Origin of the sequence: Bartonella sp. MM73XJBT.G, assembly GCF_028618435.1 — a bacterium.
Classification (GTDB): domain Bacteria; phylum Pseudomonadota; class Alphaproteobacteria; order Rhizobiales; family Rhizobiaceae; genus Bartonella.
Genome location: NZ_JAQISW010000003.1, coordinates 133,150 through 153,062, shown reverse-complemented (window position 1 = coordinate 153,062; position 19,913 = coordinate 133,150). Strand labels below are relative to the sequence as shown.

14 protein-coding genes are annotated in these 19,913 nt (G+C 36.4%); 12 read left to right on the top strand and 2 right to left on the bottom strand.

The features are described 5' to 3' along the window. Positions 1-6: 6 nt before the first annotated feature. A complete protein-coding gene (locus PVV59_RS03075; protein WP_273754484.1) occupies positions 7-2,157 on the bottom strand; it encodes a transglycosylase domain-containing protein in 2,151 nt (716 codons plus the stop codon). A 357-nt stretch (positions 2,158-2,514) separates the two neighbouring features. Here PVV59_RS03075 and PVV59_RS03070 point away from each other — a divergent pair, with 357 nt between their 5' ends. From PVV59_RS03070 to PVV59_RS03015, 12 genes are all read left to right on the top strand, one after another. Further along, positions 2,515-2,751 carry a hypothetical protein gene (locus PVV59_RS03070; protein WP_273754527.1) on the top strand — a complete coding sequence of 79 codons (237 nt, stop codon included), beginning with the start codon at positions 2,515-2,517 and terminating at the stop codon, positions 2,749-2,751. A 21-nt stretch (positions 2,752-2,772) separates the two neighbouring features. Further along, positions 2,773-3,441, top strand: a complete 669-nt coding sequence (locus tag PVV59_RS03065; RefSeq protein ID WP_273754483.1) for a response regulator transcription factor — start codon at positions 2,773-2,775, stop codon at positions 3,439-3,441. Next, positions 3,438-4,856 (top strand): ATP-binding protein, encoded by a 1,419-nt coding sequence (locus PVV59_RS03060; protein ID WP_273754482.1) that lies wholly within the window; start codon positions 3,438-3,440, stop codon positions 4,854-4,856. The genes PVV59_RS03065 and PVV59_RS03060 overlap by 4 nt, the downstream gene beginning before the upstream one ends. Positions 4,857-5,137: 281 nt before the next feature. Further along, a complete protein-coding gene (locus PVV59_RS03055) occupies positions 5,138-5,914 on the top strand; it encodes a tetratricopeptide repeat protein (protein ID WP_273754481.1) in 777 nt (258 codons plus the stop codon). A 267-nt stretch (positions 5,915-6,181) separates the two neighbouring features. Beyond that, the gene (gene ccmE / locus PVV59_RS03050; protein WP_273754480.1) at positions 6,182-6,661 is read left to right on the top strand and encodes a cytochrome c maturation protein CcmE; all 480 of its coding nucleotides are present in this window, start codon (positions 6,182-6,184) and stop codon (positions 6,659-6,661) included. A 7-nt stretch (positions 6,662-6,668) separates the two neighbouring features. Beyond that, the gene (locus PVV59_RS03045; protein WP_273754479.1) at positions 6,669-8,648 is read left to right on the top strand and encodes a heme lyase CcmF/NrfE family subunit; all 1,980 of its coding nucleotides are present in this window, start codon (positions 6,669-6,671) and stop codon (positions 8,646-8,648) included. A gap of 1 nt (position 8,649) precedes the next feature. Beyond that, a complete protein-coding gene (locus PVV59_RS03040) occupies positions 8,650-9,120 on the top strand; it encodes a cytochrome c-type biogenesis protein (protein ID WP_273754478.1) in 471 nt (156 codons plus the stop codon). Between the two features lie 172 nt (positions 9,121-9,292). Next, on the top strand, positions 9,293-10,804 hold the full coding sequence (locus PVV59_RS03035) for a Do family serine endopeptidase (RefSeq protein WP_273754477.1): 1,512 nt from the start codon (positions 9,293-9,295) through the stop codon (positions 10,802-10,804). Positions 10,805-10,885: 81 nt separating this feature from the next. After that, positions 10,886-11,572, top strand: a complete 687-nt coding sequence (locus tag PVV59_RS03030) for a response regulator transcription factor (RefSeq protein ID WP_273754476.1) — start codon at positions 10,886-10,888, stop codon at positions 11,570-11,572. Beyond that, entirely contained in the window at positions 11,569-12,951 is a 1,383-nt protein-coding gene (locus PVV59_RS03025) for a HAMP domain-containing sensor histidine kinase (RefSeq protein WP_273754475.1), read from the top strand. The genes PVV59_RS03030 and PVV59_RS03025 overlap by 4 nt, the downstream gene beginning before the upstream one ends. A gap of 68 nt (positions 12,952-13,019) precedes the next feature. Further along, entirely contained in the window at positions 13,020-15,965 is a 2,946-nt protein-coding gene (locus PVV59_RS03020) for a bifunctional [glutamine synthetase] adenylyltransferase/[glutamine synthetase]-adenylyl-L-tyrosine phosphorylase (RefSeq protein WP_273754474.1), read from the top strand. Positions 15,966-16,754: 789 nt separating this feature from the next. Then, on the top strand, positions 16,755-17,582 hold the full coding sequence (locus PVV59_RS03015; protein ID WP_273754473.1) for an outer membrane protein: 828 nt from the start codon (positions 16,755-16,757) through the stop codon (positions 17,580-17,582). A gap of 763 nt (positions 17,583-18,345) precedes the next feature. On the opposite strand, the gene PVV59_RS03010 is transcribed toward PVV59_RS03015, so the two are convergent. Beyond that, positions 18,346-19,236, bottom strand: coding sequence for a metallophosphoesterase (locus PVV59_RS03010; protein WP_273754472.1), 891 nt, complete (start codon positions 19,234-19,236; stop codon positions 18,346-18,348). Positions 19,237-19,913 lie beyond the last annotated feature (677 nt).

Here is a 19,913-nt window from a genome sequence, read left to right as displayed (position 1 = left end):
TTGAATTCAAAATGTTGAATCTCCAGTTGTTTTCATTTTCAAAGAAATTGCAGAAGTCTTTTTCAGATCTTTGTTAATCAAGCGCACGATATTCAATGTTTCAGGAGAAAGCCTAGAGGGTATTGGGGGGAGAAATTCAGAATCTGTATGGGAGGAGGGTGTTTGAGGCTGATAAGGAAGCAGAGAATCCTTAACACCGTAGAGCTGTTTGAGCATGATGTTTTGGTGTGCTGCGAGCATGATGCGATGCCATATCATGGCGGGAACGCCTCCCCCAAAGGCACGGTTCATGGGTGAAAAGTTATCATTTCCCATCCATACTGCGCCAGTATAATTACCCGTAAAGCCCACAAACCAAGCATCGCGATAAGATTGTGATGTTCCAGTTTTTCCGGCAACAAGTGTCATGGGTAGAGCAGCACGCTTACCGGACCCTCGTGTTGTGACACCCACCATCATTTGGTTCATATAAGCTGCTGATTGACTGCTGAGAACTCGGTGTAGTTTTTTTCCGTTATGCTCGAAATCCCACACTAAATGACCATCGAGTGTTCTGATTTGTATGAATCCATGACGATTACCAGCTATTCCACCATTTGCAAAGACATTAAAGCCAGTTGCTTGATCCATGGGGGTCATGTTGGAAGTACCAAGAACCATGGTTTTGTGTGATAAAATATGTGCATTAATTCCCATATTCTTGATGAGATCTATGATGGGTTTTGTATCGCGGTTAAGATATTGGTATGTGAGATAAACAGGGACTGTATTAATAGAAAAGGCTAAAGCTGTTGCTAAATCAATTTTTCCCAGATAACGACCAGAATTATTTTTTGGTGTCCAACCTCCCCAATTAATGGGGGCATCTAAAACAATGGTTGAAGGTGAAAGACCGCGTTCTAATGCGGCTGCGTAAACATAAGGTTTAAATGAAGAACCAGGTTGTCGGCCACCTTGTGTTGCTCTATTAAATTGACTCTTTTTGTAATCTAGTCCTCCAACAATTGCACATACAGCACCGTTATTGTCAAGTATAACAGTGGCGGCTTGTGTTACACGATATTGTTGACCATATTGATGCAAATGATAGGCAATTGATTCTTCTGCTACTTTTTGAAGTGCTGGATCAAGGGTTGTTTGAATAATTAAATGATGACTTGGAAGTTGATCACGCATTTTTTTGACTTCTTCGAATGCCCAATCAAGAAAATAGCCAGGCTGATTATTGTCTCTTTTGGGAAGTGCCCTAGCAGGGTGGCGATGTGCGTTGATAATCTGGCTCTCCGTCATAAAACCGCTGTTAACAAGATTAGAAAGGACAACATTGGCCCGTGTTTGAGCCGCAAAGAGATGACTATGAGGAGCATATTTTGTTGGGGCTTTAAATAGCCCTGCTAACATAGCCGATTCACTTAAAGAGACATGACGTATGTTTTTTCCAAAATAAAATTTTGCTGCTGCTGCAATACCAAAATTATTTCCTCCCATATAGACACGATCAAGATAAAGTTGCAAAATCTGTTTTTTGCTAAAATTTGCCTCTAACCAAAGAGCAAGATAAGCTTCTTTGATTTTACGTGTTATGGTTCGCTCATTTGTTAAGAATAAATTTTTAGCCAATTGTTGTGTAAGAGTTGAACCACCTTGCACGACACCTTTAGCTTGCATGTTTTGTGAAATTGCTCGTGTAAGTCCTTGAAAATCAATGCCCCAATGATCAAAAAAACGACGGTCTTCTGTAGCGAGAACCGCTTTAATAACGGTGTCAGGCACTTCTTCAACGGGAACAGAGGTCGCCAGCAGTGCACCACGGTGACCAATGGGATTTCCATAGCGATCGAGAAAAAGAATGGAAAAATTTTGTGGAGAGGACCAGTCTTTTTGGGTCAGTTTAAAAACAGAAATGCCCAAAATGGTGAAAAGAGTGAAGCCTATCAATCCTAATGTTAATATTTCATCGAGAACTTCAACGATAAAGCGTTTCCATCCTTGAAGATGAAAATTTTGAGAGATGATTTTTGCTTTTTTCCAAAAAAAACTGTTAGCAGAACGAATGTGATAAAGCGCTGTATCTAGTCGTGCATCTAATTCGATGAGAGCAGGGCTGTGAAATGGTTTATGCTGTTGTCCTTTCTTTTTTTTAAAAAAATTAAACATTTAAAAAAAGCCTATAGCAAAGCAATACAACAAAATAAATCTATAAAATTTATATGGAGTAGAAGTATTTTTTTTCTATAGTGATACAAAGAAAGAATTTACTTGAGAGCTATTCATTTTTCGTAAGACTGTGTATTAAGACTTTATTATTTTATCCAATAAAATTTCTTGTTATTATTAAAAATGTTTTATTTTGAATTTTTAAAAATTTGGATTATTATACATTCTTCTGTAAGATAGAGGATAAATTATTTTTCATTTATGGTTTTTAAATTGCCCCTTTAAATTTCCCCCAAAAAAAGACATTATTTTTTTTGATCTTATCATAAGATAAGAAGATAGGTGATTGAAATATCTATGATGAAAAAAGTTTTATTGTTCGTGATAATAGTAGCTTTTTTAGGGACAGATTCTGTTATGGCTGCTGGTTGTGCTGAGGTGGGTAAAAGGGTTGCAACTCAGGAGAAGGGGGTTCTCGTCCGTTCAAAACTAGTTGTTCAGGATGGAAGGGATATGTGTGCAATTGTGGTTGTTATCCCAGCTCGTAATGGTGAAAAATTGCGCCGTGTTGAGACTTTCGTTCCTGCTGATTAGTCCTTGGCAGATGGTGTTTTGATGCGTATCTTAATCGTTGAAGATGATCGGAATCTTCACCATCAGTTGGCAGAAGCTGTAAGACGTGCAGGCTATGTTTTTGATAGTGCTTTTGATGGTGAAGAGGCTTATTTTTTAGGCAACACAGAGTCTTATGACGCGGTAATCCTTGATATAGGTTTGCCACAGATTGATGGGCTTCGTGTTGTTGAAAAGTGGCGTCAAGAAGGGCGCACCATGCCTGTTTTAATGTTAACAGCACGAGATCGTTGGTCTGATAAGGTGCTTGGTATTGATGCTGGAGCTGACGATTATGTTGTGAAACCATTTCATTTGGAGGAAGTAATGGCGCGCTTGCGAGCGCTAATTCGTCGTGCGACAGGACATGCAACAAGTGCCTTATGTTGTGGGAATGTTGTGTTAGATACGAAGACATCTCGTGTTTTTGTGGATGATCAATTGATTAAACTAACATCTTATGAATTCAGGCTTCTTTCGTATCTGATGCATCATTGTGATAGGGTCATTTCAAGAACGGAACTTACTGAACATCTTTATGATCAGGATTTTGATAAGGATTCAAATACGGTGGAAGTTTTTGTAGGTCGGTTACGTAGGAAGCTTGGTGTGGATTTGATTGAGACTATCCGAGGAATGGGGTATCGCGTGAGAATGCTAGGTGATGAATGAATGTTTTAAAAGAGGATAATTGGTTTCAGAGGTTTTTTTTTGTCATTACGCGATCGCTCAGTTTACGTGTTATGATCTTATCAACGCTATGGGTTGTTATTTCTCTTTTATCGATTTCTGCAGTAAGTATTTTATTTTATAAACGTTCAACTGAAGAGAGCCTAGAGCGTATCCTTTCTGCTCAACTCTACAGTTTAATTGCAACAGTAACGGTATCACCAGATGGCATTTTGAGAGGAGGGGCTGGAATCGATGACATTCGGTATGCTGATCCAACAACGGGATGGTATTGGGAAATTGTTGCGATATCCCATAATTTAAAAGGAAGATTGACCTCCCCCTCATTGGGAACAGGAGAGATATTTACACCCAGCGATGTCGATATACCTTTTGACAATAAATTCTTTCGCTCTTATCGGATAAAGGGGAACAATGGTCAAAAGCTACAAGTGATTGAGAGTGATGTTGTTCTTGATAATAAAAATCATATTGCGCGTTTTCGACTTGTTGGGAATATTGATGAAGCGTATGCTCAAGTTAAAGAGTTTAAGCGAACTTTGCAAATTTTTCTTTGGAGTTTTGGTCTCGGAAGTGTTTTGATTAATATTGCTCTTATTTTCTTTAGTTTTCAGCCGTTGAAGCTTATTCGACGGTCATTGAATGATATTCGCGAAGGAAGAGTTCACTATGTGAATACCAATTTAGTCAGTGAAGTGATGCCGCTTGCCCAGGAAATGAATGCTCTCATTAAGAATAATCAGCGTATTATTGAGCGATTTCGCACACAGGTTGGTAATCTCGCACATTCATTGAAGACACCTCTATCCGTGATTATAAATGAGACAGATAAGATGCGTGGAGAAAAGGCTCATTTGTTGAGAGAGCAAACGCAAATCATGCAAACTCAAATCAATCGTTATCTTCAGCGGGCGCGGCTTGCAGCACAATGCGATAGTATTGTCTATCATACATCTGTTCGCAATGTGATGGATCGTTTAGTGCGGGTTATGAAAAAGCTTAATCCTGAAAAACAAATTGAATTTATTATGGAAGTTGATGATATTATCTTTTCTGGAGAGAAGGAAGATTTAGAAGAAATTATAGGGAATTTGATTGAAAATGCTACTCAGTGGTCTCGCACAAAGGTATTGATCTCTTGTTTTTTAGAAGAAAACCTTGAAGAAGAAAAATATTTTAGTATCCTTGTTGAAGATGATGGTCCTGGTTTAACAGAAGATAAAATTGATGAAGCGTTAAAAAGAGGGAAGCGGTTTGATGAAAGTAAACCGGGGGCAGGTTTAGGGTTAGCAATTGTTTCAGATATGATCAATGAATATGGTGGCACTCTCTTTTTATCGCGTTCTATCTTGGGGGGGTTGTCTACAAAAGTTTTATTACCCAAAATGGGAGAATAATAATTTTTTTAAGCAGAAAATATCTATAGAGTTTATGAAGAAATATTTAGCCAATACAAAAAGGTAGGGAGACATTTCAGAAGATCCGTATTTATAATCAAACTATGAAAACAAAGGCTTGTTTTTATTTTCTTGATATAAGTGATCTATTGAGAGAAATGAATAATAGATTTTATGATGTTCTTCATAAAAAGCTAAATTTTTATTATTTCACATCACTCTTTTCATGAAGAGGGCAAAAGATAAGCGCGTTATCTTCTGTTTGTATTGGAAAAAATAATATGCTCTTTCTCATTTTTGCAGCATCCTTTCTCGCTTTTCTGGCAATTATTCTTTTTCTTTCACTACGTTTTGACGATGCGGTAAAGAAAAACTGGCAAGTTCAAACCATGGATGGTTATAGAAGCCATATCCATACGGTTGAGTCTCTTAAGCTTTATAGGCATTATAAAAAAAGAAATATTCTTAAAACTCTGAGTATTTTGTTTGTTCTTCTTATGACTTGGAGTATCTATGGTCTGACAGGAAATCCAGAAGTAAAAAGTTATTTTTTTAGTGAATTAATGGATAAGAATCCTAAACTTCTCAGTAAGCAAGAAAAGCTTGTTCGTCTACAAGTGCTTTTTTTCCGCTCCCCTTATGATGGTGAATTAGCAGATGCCTTAGCGGTAGGGTATCTCGAAGAAAGCCATTTTCAAGAAGCTGTGAATACTTATTTAGATGCCCTTCGTTTGAATGGAGAAACAGCACCAAGGCTTGTAGGATATGGTTTAGCATTGGTTGGTTATGAAGGGGGAATGATAACGCAAGAGGCACAAAGAGCTTTTCAAAAAGCAGCAGGTTTAGCGCCAACAGATTTTTATCCGCGCCTCTTGTTGGCCGAAGCATTTCATCAAGCCGGAAAAACGGCGCAGGCAGTGCAGTTTTTACAAAGCTTTCTTGATACAATGCCTAAAAACTTTGCAGGACGCTCACGGGTTGAAAAAATGATGATTCAGTTACTTGGCTCATCAAGTGAACAGACAAAGAAAAGTGATCATTACCAATTAGAAAGATAGGAGAAGTAATTATTCTGGAAGAGGAAGGGATAGGTTGTGGAGGTTGAAGAGCAGAAATGCAGAATGTCAAGAGCTCAGTACAAGTTGTTATAAAGTAAATAAAAATTGGTGTAAAAACTAAAAAAGAAGAAAGGTATTGATAAACGTGTTGGCAAAGGTGGGGTATTAGATAAAAAGTTGCACCTATAGAGAAGATGTGCAAAGCTCTTTAAAAAATAAAATATGGATGCTTATAGAACGTGTTTAAAATTTTTTCGTAGAGTGTCTATGAACAATCAATCTTTAAAGAATTCTGCTTCGTTGAAACTTATTTTAAAGAAGCGAAAAAAAAAGCGCTTACTGATCATCTTATTGTGTTGTTTGGTTATGGCAATTGCAGCAAGTCTCATCATATATGCAATACGTCATACAGTCAGTTTTTTTAGAACGCCCTCTGAAATTACAAGAGAAGATATTTTAATGGGGCGCCCTTTGCGTTTGGGCGGTTTTGTTGAAAAGGGGAGCATTCAATATGTTGAAGAGAGTGGCGTTATTTTTTTTATAACGGATAACACAAAACATAAAAAAGTGGTTTTCAAGGGTGTTTTACCGGATCTTTTTCGTGAAGGTCAGGAGGTGATTGTAGAAGGGCATTTCGATAAACAGGGTTTTTTTATAGGGACGCGTATTTTAGCAAAACATGATGAAACTTATAGGCCTAAAGAAACCGCTGATCGATTGAAAAAACATTACAGTGTGGAGAAATAATTCGATTGTGCTTGTCGAACTGGGTCATATTTTTTTAGCCGCAGCATTTTCCGTAAGCTTATTAGAAGCTTTCTTACCTGCTTTAGGTTTTTGGAGGAAAGAGCGTTTGTTAATGCAAACAGCTATCCCTCTAACATATATCACTTTCACATTATTACTCTTTTCTTTTTTAGTGATGATTTATGCTCATGTTGTCTCTGATTTTTCTGTTTTAAATGTTGTTGAGAATTCTCATTCAGAAAAACCGATGCTCTATAAAATTACGGGTGTTTGGGGCAACCACGAAGGCTCTATGTTATTATGGGTTTTAAGTCTTGCTTTTTTTAGTGCATTGATGGCCTTCTTTAGTCAAGATTTACCAAAAGATTTTAAGGCACTCATTTTAATTTGCCAAAGTTGGATTACAAGCGCTTTTCTTTTATTTATTCTTTTTGTATCCAACCCGTTTTTACGTGTGAAACCACCTGCATTACAGGGAAATGACCTCAATCCTCTTTTACAAGATATCGCATTAGCGATTCATCCTCCCCTTCTTTATTTAGGTTATGTTGGTTTTTCGCTTTGTTTTTCTTTTGCTGTTGCGGCATTGATTATGGGGCATATTGATAAGATTTGGGCGCGTTGGGTTCGTCCTTGGCTTTTACTTTCTTGGTGTTTTTTGACATTGGGGATTATGGTTGGCTCCTATTGGGCTTATTATGAGCTGGGATGGGGAGGATATTGGTTTTGGGATCCTGTTGAAAATGTTTCGTTTATGCCTTGGCTTTCAGGAACGGCTTTTTTACATTCTACTCTTGTTCTCGAAAAACGAGGAATATTGAAAAGTTGGACTTTGTTTTTAGCGCTGCTTACTTTTTCTCTTTCTCTTATGGGAACGTTTCTTGTTCGCTCTGGTCTTTTAATATCTGTTCATAGTTTTGCTGTTGATCCAGCGCGAGGGCAAGCAATTCTTGCACTTTTATTTTTCTTTACGGGAGCAGCTTTTCTTCTTTTTGCCCTACGCATTTCTCTTTTAAAAACAGAAAGATTTTTTCAACCAATTTCGCGCGAAGGATTTATTGTTTTAAATAACTTGTTACTGACAACAATAACAGCAACAGTACTGATTGGTACGCTCTATCCTTATTTTATTGAGATGCTAACAGAGCAAAAAATTTCTGTAGGGGCTTCTTTTTTCAACCTTACCTGTGGGCCGCTCATGCTTTTGCTATTGTTACTTGTTCCGTTTGGTTCAATGATGACATGGAAACGCGGTGATTTTCTCGCAGTTTTTGAACGGTTGTGGTTTGTTCTTATTTTGGTTGGTATCGTCTGTTTTATAATATTTTACGCGACATCTGTGCGTGATATTCTCACAGTTTTAGGCATTGGGCTATCGGCGTTTGTTTTTTTAGGCAGTTTAGCGGATCTGTGGGGAAAGAGTGGATATGGCAAAAAAGCTTTTTCAGTACGCGTTAAGAGATTTCTTGGATTGCCATGGTCGTTTTTTGGTGCAGCAATGGCACATATGGGACTAGGCGTTACATTATTTGGTATTATTTGTGTGGCAAATTTTGGTCAAGAACGTATTTTAACCATGAACGTAGGAGAGTGGGTGACGATAGCAGATAAAACACTTCATTTTGATACCATGGATAATCGTTTTGGTTCGAACTATTCGGCAATGGAGTTTTATTTTAAAATATATAAAAATAAAAAAATCGTGGGTCATATAACAGCTTCAAAGCGATTTTATTCAAGCCAAAATACATCAACAACGGAAGTTGGTCTTCAAAATTATGGCTTATCGCAGCTCTATATTGTGCCGGGACATTTCGATAATCGGGGTCTTGTTGTGCACATATGGTGGAAGCCTTATATAATATGTATTTGGTTAGGGGCATTCATGATGGCTATGGGAGGCTGTTTTTCTCTTCTGGGATATTGGTTTCGCACTGGAGCCTACAAGAGGGTACTTCTTGCTTTAAATTTTGGGAGAAGACATTAAGATGAAAAAAAATCTTTGGCTTTTATGTTTTTTAATCGTAATGTTTCCTTTTCGATTAGCGATAGCAGTAGAGCCGGATGAGATTTTAAAGGATACAGTTCTTGAAAAGCGCGCGCGCGATATTTCATCGCATTTACGTTGTCCTATTTGTCAAAATCAATCAATTGATGATTCAGATACTTCTCTAGCACGTGATTTAAGGGTTTTAATTCGGGAAAAACTAAAAATGGGCTATAGCAATCAGCAAGTGATTGACTTTCTTGTTGAGCGATATGGTGAATTCATTCTCTTAAAACCGCCATTGAATAAAACAACTTGGTTTTTATGGTTTTCGCCTTTGATGATTATCATCATTGGTGCAAGTACCATATTTTTCCAGTTAAAACGGTATAAGCGTGAGAAAATAATGATTGTAAATGCAACGGGGGAAAACAGTCAAAAACGCTATTGTAGTCAAAAAGATACTCCATAGAGCAAAGAATTTAGCTCATCTGCAATGAGCAATCAACCTTATTGTAAATGATATTGGTGAATACTAAAATCTTACAAAACTTTAACAATTTAGACAGAAAACGGTAAGGTCTGGTATTTTATAGGTGATTAGATTGGGATAGAAAGTATGATTGAATAGGAGCATAGAGTAAATGTTAAAAAAAACTTTCTTTAAAACATTTGTCGCAGTAAGTTTTTCCGCAGTATTGGAGAGTGCACTGTTTTTTAGTGGATGTGCATCAAGCTTATGGACGACAAAGGCTCATGCAAGTTCTGTATTTACTTCGTTAGTGCAACAACAGGGATTTGCAGATATCGTTACTCAAGTAAAACCAGCGGTTGTTGCGGTGCAAGTAAAGAGTAATAAAAAGAAAGAAGATTGGTTCTTTAGCAACTTTTTTAGTGGTCCAGGGATTGATCAATTACCAGATCAACATCCTTTAAAAAGGCTTTTTAAAGAGTTTTATGATTTTGATAAACCTAAAAATAAATTTCCCCATCATTCACAAAGACTCCGTCCTATCGCTTTTGGATCGGGTTTTTTTATTTCGTCTGATGGTTATATTGTGACCAATGATCATGTGATTTCTGAGGGTACAAGTTATACTGTTGTTCTTGATGATGGTATAGAATTGAATGCAAAACTCATCGGGAAGGATCCAAAAACTGACCTTGCAGTCCTAAAAGTAAATGACAAAAGAAAATTTTCCTATGTTGATTTTGGTGATGATTCAAAGCTTCGCGTTGGTGATTGGGTTGTTGCTATTGGTAATCCATTTGGCCTTGGAGGAACTGTGACAGCAGGTATTGTTTCGGCCCGTGGACGAGATATTGGCACCAGTAGTTATGATGATTTTATTCAAATTGATGCTGCTGTTAATAGAGGAAATTCTGGAGGTCCAACTTTTGATTTGAATGGCAAGGTTGTTGGTGTTAATACGGCGATTTTTTCTCCTTCAGGAGGCAATGTTGGAATCGCTTTTGCTATTCCGGCAGGGACAGCGAAACAGGTCGTGCAACAACTTATCGAAAAAGGTTCAGTTCAACGTGGTTGGCTTGGAGTTATGATTCAGCCAGTAACGAAGGAAATTTCTGATTCGATAGGTTTGAAAGAAGCGAAAGGTGCTTTGGTTACTGATCCATTAAAAGGACCGGCAGCAAAGGCTGGTATCAAGGCAGGCGATGTCATTATTTCAGTGAATAATGAAAAAATTAATGATTCTCGTGACTTGGCAAAGCGTATTGCAAATATGAGTCCGGAAGAAACCGTGACTTTAGAGATTTTTAGATCCGGTAAGGAGGAAAAGATCAAAGTTAAACTTGCTGCAATGCCTGAAGATGAAGGTAAGAAAGAAAGTTCAAAATATTTAAATGAGCGTGGTGATTCAGATGAAACATTAGAAGATTATGGGTTAATTGTTGCTCCTTCTGAGGATGGTTTAGGATTGGTTGTAACGGATGTGGATTCGGATTCAGATGCTGCTGATAAGGGAATCCGTCCAGGTGATGTTATTGTGACAGTGAATAATAAATCTGTTAAAAAGACCTCTGATATTACCGATACAATTAAGAATGCCCAAAAGTTAGGGCGAAAAGCTATTCTCCTACAAGTACGAACAAATGATCAAAATCGTTTTGTCGCTCTTCCAATTTTCAAAAAATAGCACTTTATTATGAGTGGGGCAGAGATTTTGTAGATTTCTGTCCTACAATGCAATTTTATAACAATAACGGAGATGTGTTTTATGAAAATACTGGTTATCGAAGATGATCGTGAAACAGGACATTATCTCGAAAAAGCTTTTTTGGAAGTAGGACATTCCGTTGATGTTGCCTATGATGGTGATACGGGATACGCTTTAGCTGAAACAGAAAATTATGATGTTATGGTTGTTGATCGAATGCTTTTGCATCGTGATGGGCTCTCTATTATTTCACAATTGCGTGCTAAAGGCAATGAAACACCCGTTCTCATCCTTTCAGCTTTAGGGCAAGTCAATGATCGTGTGACGGGATTGCGTGCAGGGGCGGATGATTATTTGACAAAGCCCTATGCTTTTTCTGAACTTCTTGCGCGTGTTGAAGTATTACAAAGGCGGAAGAATCCTAAAGAAGCAGAAACTGTTTATTGTGTAAGCAATCTTGAGCTTGATCGGTTAGCGCATACGGTAAAACGGGGTGATAGAAACATTCTATTGCAACCACGAGAATTTCGTTTACTTGAATATTTAATGCGCTATGCGGGGCAGGTTGTTACACGCACGATGCTTTTGGAAAATGTTTGGGATTACCATTTTGATCCACAAACAAACGTCATTGATGTTCATATATCTCGCTTGAGAGCTAAAATTGAAAAAGACTTTGATGTTCCACTTCTTCATACGGTGCGTGGCGCTGGATATATGCTGAAGGCACCAGATAACAAAGCATGAATCGTTTGATGAATATAATGCGCACGACTGCGCTAAGGCTTTCAGCACTTTACATTTTATTGTTTGGATTGGTGGCAACAGGTCTTTCTATTTATATGACAGCATTTTCTGCTTCGCTGTTAAAACAGCAGACTGAACAGGCTTTACATGAAGAATTAAAGTATATTGAAAATGCTTATAATTATGGGGGGCTTTCTTTATTAATGCGCACGATAGATTACCGTTCAAGACAACCAGGGGCATTTCTTTATCTTGTTACAGATCCTATGGGTCGTATTTTAGCAGGTAATGTAGCACGTATTGAATTAGGTCTTTTGCAACAGAATGGTTTTATTTCTACCTCCTTTTTGTATTCTCGTTTTGGAGAACATGGCAAAACAAGTGAACATCGCGCTTTGGCGGTTGTTTTTGATTTGCCTAATGCTATGAAGATCCTTATAGGACGTGATTTGGATGAGCCCGAACGTTTTGCGGCAGTTATTCGTAAGGCTGTAATCATTGCACTTGCTGCAATGGTGGGAGGCGCGTTACTTATATGGTTTTTTGTTGGCAGGAGAGCTTTACAAAGGATTGATCAGGTCACGGCAGCATCACGGCGCTTGATGGATGGTGATTTCAGTGGGCGTTTACCAGTTTCTGGGGTAGGAGATGAGTTTGATCGATTATCAACGAATCTTAATGTTATGTTAGACTGCATTGAAGAGTTAAATATTGGTTTACGTCAAGTATCGGATAATATTGCTCATGATCTGAAAACACCGTTAACACGTCTTAGAAATCGTGCTGAAGAGGCACTTTCGGGAAATAAGACAAAGCTTGAATATCGTCAGGTCCTTGAGAGTGTTATTGCTGAATCAGATCAACTTATTCGTACATTTAATGCGATTTTAATGATTTCACGCATTGAAGCAAGCTGTGCAATTGAGCATCTTGAAATGATGAATATGAAACTGATCCTTGAAGATGCTGTTGAGCTTTACGAACCTTTTGCTGAAGAGTCAGGTGTTTTACTTCAGTTAGGAGATATTTTTGATAAAGAGCTTAAATTAAATCGTGAGCTTGTTGCACAAACAATTTTTAATCTTATCGATAATGCGATTAAATATGCATCTAAAGATAGAGGAAAAGCGAAGGTTTGCTTATCAATGGAATATCGTGATGAACATTTATTAGTTGTTGTAAGCGATAATGGTCCAGGAATAGCAGAGGATAAACGTGAAAAAGTAACAGAACGATTTGTTCGCCTTGAAGAAAGCCGTACACAACCTGGTTTTGGGATTGGCTTAAGTATAGCAAAAGCAGTTATGAAGCTGCACGGAGGTGAATTATTACTTGAAAATGCAAATCCGGGACTTAGAGCTGTTTTGTTATTTCCTTAAAGATACTTTTTCTTTTTTCATACGGAACAACTATTTTAAAAGTGTAATGTAATAGAAAGGAAGGCAAAATGCTTTTCAAGGGAGATCAGACGAAACAAGCTTTTTTAAAAACACAGCTTCTCCCTTTGTGCTCTCTCAATGAAAGTGGTTCCCAATGGTTAAAGGACATGGAAAAACAAGCAAGAAAAGAAGGTTTAGAACCGCTTGTTTCTCTCATTTCAGAGAGTGGAATGCAGATTGATTTTATCCGTTCAGTTATGACTTTATCTCCTTTTTTGCGTGAGGTTTTAATTGTCAACCCATCATATCTTTGTCCTTTATTGCACGTTGATATAGAAACAAGGATAAGCGAAATTATCGATGATATTACGGTTATTGATAAGGATAAATCTATCAATGAAGCTTCATTAATGGCTGCTTTAAGGCGCAAAAAACGAGAGGTGCATGTTCTTATTGCTTTAGCTGATTTGAGTGGTGTTTTTACTTATGAAGTTTCATGTACTTGGTTGACACGTTTGGGTGAAACTGCTTTAGGTGTAGCATTGCGTTTTCTTTTAAGAGAAGCACATGATCATGGTAAGATTACTTTGCTGAGCCGCGAGAATCCAGAAAAAGACTCTGGTTTAATCATTTTAGGGATGGGAAAATTAGGTGCAGGAGAACTTAATTATTCTTCTGATATTGATCTTATTGTTTTCATTGATGAAACGTCCCCTCATATTGGTAATCTTTCTGAAAGTGTCGACGTATTTTCTAAAATGGTGCGCCGATTAATCCGTATCATTCAAGAGCGCACTGTGGAAGGATATGTTTTTCGTCTTGATTTTCGTCTTCGTCCAGATCCAGGATCAACACCTTTGGCTTTACCAGTAAGGACTGCCTTGCGCTATTACGAAGGGCGTGGACAAAATTGGGAACGAGCCGCTATGATCAAAGCACGTCCAGTTGCTGGCGATAAGAAAGCAGGTTTTAACTTTCTTAAAGAGCTTTTTCCCTATGTGTGGCGCAAATATTTAGACTATGCTGCGATTGCTGATATTCATTCGATCAAACGTCAAATTCATGCGCATAAAAGTTACAGTCAAATTGCTGCTTATGGCCATAATATAAAGTTAGGTCGTGGCGGTATTCGTGAAATTGAGTTTTTTGTTCAGACACAACAACTTATTGCTGGTGGACGTTTTCCTCAATTACGTGGACGTCAGACAGTTGCAATGTTAGCAGAACTTCATACGCTTGGTTGGATCAGTGAGAAAACGCGAGATAGCCTTATAAAAAGTTATGCTTTTCTAAGAAATGTAGAACATCGTATTCAGATGCTTGCGGATGAACAAACGCATCTTCTTCCAAATGATATTTCTCAATTCACGAGTGTTGCTTATTTAATGGGCTATCACGACAGGAGCAGTTTTATCCGTGATTTATTAAAAACACTTCAGGTTGTTGAAAAACACTATGCAGCACTGTTTGAGAATGAACAAGAACTCGGTTTAGAAACTGGCAATTTAGTTTTTACAGGAGAAGGAGATGATCCGGAGACATTAATAACATTAAGCCGTTTAGGTTTTGAAAGAGCGAGTGATATTTGTCGCATTATGCGTACCCTCCATTGTGGTCGTTATAAAGCAACGCAATCTGCTGAAGCACGCGAGAGATTAACAGAGTTAACACCAGCTCTTTTAAAAGCTTTTGGTGCAACAAAACGAGCTGATGAGGCAATGTTGCGTTTTGATAGTTTTTTACAGGGCTTACCCTCAGGAATTCAGCTTTTTAGTCTTTTGCAGTCTAATCCATCCCTTTTAGATATGCTTGTCTTGATCATGGGGGCTGCGCCACGTCTTGCGGAAATTATTACACGCAGATCTCATGTTTTTGATGGAATGTTAGACCCAAATATTCTTTCAGAATTACCGACAAAAACCTATTTAGAAAAACAGCTTGAATATTTTCTTGAAGATGTTTCCTCTTATGAGGAAATTCTGGACCATTTAAGGATTTTTGCAGATGAGCAACGTTTTTTGATTGGGATTCGAATTTTGAATGGTACAATTACAGGAGAAAGAGCTGGCTTTGCTTTTACTGCGCTTGCTGATCTTATGATTACAAAAACATTTGCTACCGTTCAAGAGGAGTTTTCTTGTCTTCATGGCCGTATTAAAGGAGGACGTGTTGGCATATTGGGAATGGGAAAGCTTGGAAGTCGTGAATTAACTGCAGGTTCGGATGTTGATATCATGTTGCTTTATGAACACGATGAAGATGCAGAAATATCTGATGGAGAAAAGCCTCTTTACATCTCTCAATATTATACGCGTTTAGCACAGCGCTTCGTTTCTGCTTTATCCACACTGACGAGCCAAGGCGTTCTTTATGCCGTTGATTTAAGGTTACGGCCCTTAGGCAATAAAGGACCTGTTGCTGTTTCTTTTCCATTTTTTAAAAAATATTATCGTCATGAAGCATGGATATGGGAATATCTTGCTTTAACAAGGGCGCGGGGCATTACAGGAGATCCTGATTTTTTACAAAAGCTAGAAAATGAAGTGTGTACAATTATTGCTATTTCTCGTGATAAGAACGAAGTTGCAAAAGAAGTATATGAAATGCGTTCTTTGATTGCAAAAGAAAAGCCGCCAAAAAATCAATGGGATTTTAAAACAATGTCTGGTGGCATTATGGATTTGGAGTTTATTGCTCAATTTGCTCTTATTACGCATGTCATTGAGTTTCAAATTGGGGCGACGACAGCAGATATTTTAGATCACTTACCAAACAGTTTTCTTAATCAGTCATGTATTGCTGATTTACATTATGCCTATCGTCTTTATACAAATTTGAGTCAAATTATACGGCTTTGCTTAAATGATCCCCTTGATCCCAATGATATGCCACCTGGATTAAGTGATCTTTTGTTAAATAGCGTTGGGGAACCTGATTTGCTTCGTGTTGAAAAATTAATTACAGAAACTGGGCAATTGGTTTGTTCAATTTTTACAAAAATTATAAAATATTAAATATCTTTTATAATGGTTTTATGAAAGTATTGAATGTAATTTTAAGATAAAACCTAAACAGATATTATAGAATAATGAAAAATATTCATTCCATTTTTATATATTAAATTTGATATTTCATTATACGCTTGAGAGCTTTAGAGAGTGAAATTATTTTTCTATTCTTTTCTCAAGTGTAATGAAAGAATTTTTCTGTTAAAAGAGCTTATTCTAGGCATTATTCTTCATGTAAAAAGCAATGGAATGACGGCTTTTATTACATAATACTCTTTATAAGCCTTAGCTTATGGGTATGATAGAAGCATATGGCTGCATTTATAAAGTAGTAGTCTATCAGATACATTTATGAATTGAGAGGACTTCAACACAAGAAGATGTGCAAGAGTGTTTTTGTCACACAGATTTAGATAAAATCTTATAAAGGTTATGGCTATATATGATTTTTATAACACGAATATTACGAAGATATTTAAGTAAATAAGACAAAAAGTTTTATTGATTATCTCTCTCATTTTTTTTAAAAATTAATATTATAATTATTGATATAATGCTGGATAATAATGGGAAGTATGAATCTATAAAAGCCAATAGAGCTTAATTAAATAAATAAAGAGAAATATAAAAAGTATTTAAAATTTTTTACAGTATTATTTATTAAAAAATAATTTAACATTTAAATATAAATTTTGATTTTTTATAACTGTGTCATTTTTGCTATAGATTTTTTGCTAAAAATGTGAAACGATTTATTATTATTTACTTATAACATTAGCTTTTAGGGGAGCAATTATGATTACAAAGTATTTAATTTCAACATCTATCTTTTCTTTAATTTCAATTTCTGTGTTACAGGCAGCAGATGTTACGATACCAGAACAGCCGGTACCTATTATTACAGCTCCACAGTTTTCTTGGACTGGGTTTTATCTTGGAGGGCAAATTGGTAATTTTTCAAGTAAAATTAAAGGAAGTTATTTAAAAGATGAGGATGCAGGACAATGGTCTCCAATTAGAAAGGAAGATTTACCTAAACTTTCCGGTTTTATCGGTGGCATTTATACAGGCTACAATATTGATATCGACAATGGTTTTATTATAGGTATAGATACAGATCTCATGTGGTTTAATAAAAAAGATACAAAAGATCATAATTTGCCACAAGAAGGTCACATCGAAGAATCATCATCAAAATCAAAAGTTATAACAGTAGGTACTAGTAATGATGAAGATCATTCGGCATCCTCTGATGAAGTGGTGTATCACACTTTAAAACAAAAATGGGCTGGCGCTACACGGGTAAGATTTGGTTTTTCTTTTGATCGTTTGATGCCTTATGTGGCCGGAGGTGTTGCTTATACACAGCTTAACAACATCATCTCTAACAAATCTAATACGGAAAAGAAAGCGAGTGATCCTGCTAATTGGGTGCATGATGAAAAAAAGACCATGATTGGTTATACTCTTGGGGGAGGGGTTGATTTTGCAATGACTGATAATATTCTTTTGCGTGCAGAATATCGTTATTCAGATTTTGGTAAGAAAAAATTTGTGCAAGATAAAGTTGAAATGGGCTACAAGACAAACGACTTTCGTGTGGGTGTCGCTTATAAATTTTAATTTTTTACAGAATTAAATAATTTAAAAGCCTCATTTTAAAATGAGGCTTTTATTTTTCAAATAGCTACTGGTAAATACTCCTTTACTGAGGAGAGATACTACTTTATTTAGACAATAGCTTAATTTATAAAGATAATTTACTATTTTACGTTATCATAAAATATTTTATTTAATAACAAAAAAATCGCATAAAATCACATCCATAAGATAACTCAAATAATAATAAAAATTCATACTATAATTTTTTATTATTACTGGATATTTTATGCTTTATTATAGATAATAATAAAGTGACATATAGGAAAAAATAGATAGAAAATTAGGCATTTATCGAGACATAATAAACATTATTCTCTATATTCTACAAAATATCATAATTATAGGGGCATCAAGATTTTGCCTATGAGATGCTTTAGAGAGAGTGTGCGGTGATGTGTAAAGCAAGATTTATAGGACTTTGTGAGATAAATAACAGGGGCAATCGGTTGCTGAAATTTGTACGAAAAGAATCTAGATTATTTATAGATCAGATAGGATCGAAATCTTCGTCCTTAAGAATGGGAAGTAAGTAACCCAATGATTTATAAAGTTAATTATGCAGTGGGGTTAGCCAATGGAGTCCTCTAAGAGAAATTGATTTGTCGACAAAGAAGATGAAACTTTGTCTTGTTAAGAGGAGGAGGACAATAAAATTATAATTTATGAAAGGGGTATGAAGTAAAAATATTTTCGTTTTTTGTTGTTTCGACAACTTTGGAAGTGTTTAAAGATTAATTGTTTCAGTACAGGAGATCTCGTTTTGGGGATTGATAATGCTATAACGTTGTAACTGGCAGTGCCATTGATTTTGTGAGCGTTCAATGGAAAATAAGTTAAAGCCTGCGGGTGGTTTTTTATCACCAAAAGCTTGAGATGCGGAAGGAACACCAACAATAGGAATTTTTTTAATTGGTCCTTCAACCCACTTCAATGTGGGTAAATGAGTATGTCCGTGAAGAATAAGTTCGCAACCGTGATGTTTGATAACCTCTAGAAAACGTTTTGTATCTCGTAGTTTTTTATGCCAAGACGTTGCCTTGGGAAAAGGGGGGTGGTGGATCATGACAACACGAAAAAGGTTGCGCTGTGCTGCTTCTTTTAAAAAGTACGGTAATGTTTGCGCTTGCATTTTACCAAAATAACCAGAAGCTTGAAAAGGAGGTGTCGCAATGGCTGAAGAAGCAGCTATGATGGCAACATCTTTGCGAATGCGCATATAAGGAAAAGGAAAGGTACTTTTTTGAGGAACGTCTCCTGTGATCCAAGGTTTAAAGAGCATACATGCTTTTTGAAGGGCGCCGCGAACATAGGCATCATGATTTCCAAAGGTCAAAGAAATATCTTGAGGTTGTCCTAAGGTAAGGAGCCAACGGTGCGCTTGTTCAAATTCCTTATCAAGAGCAAGATTCACAAGATCACCAGAGATCACAAGATGATCTGGCTTTGTTTTATTCAAGGCATCTATTAAAGTTTCGAGGACATTTGTTGCCATTTGACTCTTACGTTTTTTTTGCCAATTTAAGTAACCGGTAAGACGCTTTCCAAAAAGTTCAAAAAGGGAAGGTTTGGGAAGAGGAGAAAGATGTATATCCGATATATGGGCAAGATAAAACATAAAAGCTCGTAGAGTATTAAAAACGATTTAAAGAACGAACATAAGATAAGTTGGTGCTTAAAGGCAAGAAAGATTGTAAAAGGACAAATAGCTTGTTGAAAATATAAGAAAATTCTCTAGAGAATTGATGCTGTATTGTATTTTCTATGACAGAGGTCAGCATAATACAACAGACCATTCTTGGCAACCGGTATATCTTTTATATGATGGGATAAATTTTAAAATGATAGTCGTAAAGTTTTAAGACTTTTAAACAGCTTTTATACGACTACACATCATCGTAAAAAAATCTAATAGCTCAGAAAAAATGCAAAAGAATTATTGTATTTATCAGAAATTTTTACGGTCTTGCGCTGCCATGTAATGCTTTTAATGGGAGATATTTCCCAGTGTCGTTGATCTCATTTCACGAAAGTTCTCAATGTTATGAAAAGCTTCGTTTATAAGGTTTATTCATGAACCACATTTTTATGCTCATACAAGATGCAAACCAAAACCGTTACATTATCCCATTCCAACTTTATAAAAATCCTTGTTTTAAGAAGATTCTTAAAAGGAATTTTATTCTTTTCTTCAATGGTTTTTATTCATACAGCATCTCTTTTAAGGATGTGCAAGAAAATAATGATAATTAATTTAATATGAAAAGGATTATAAATAAATATCTTTTCTCATTG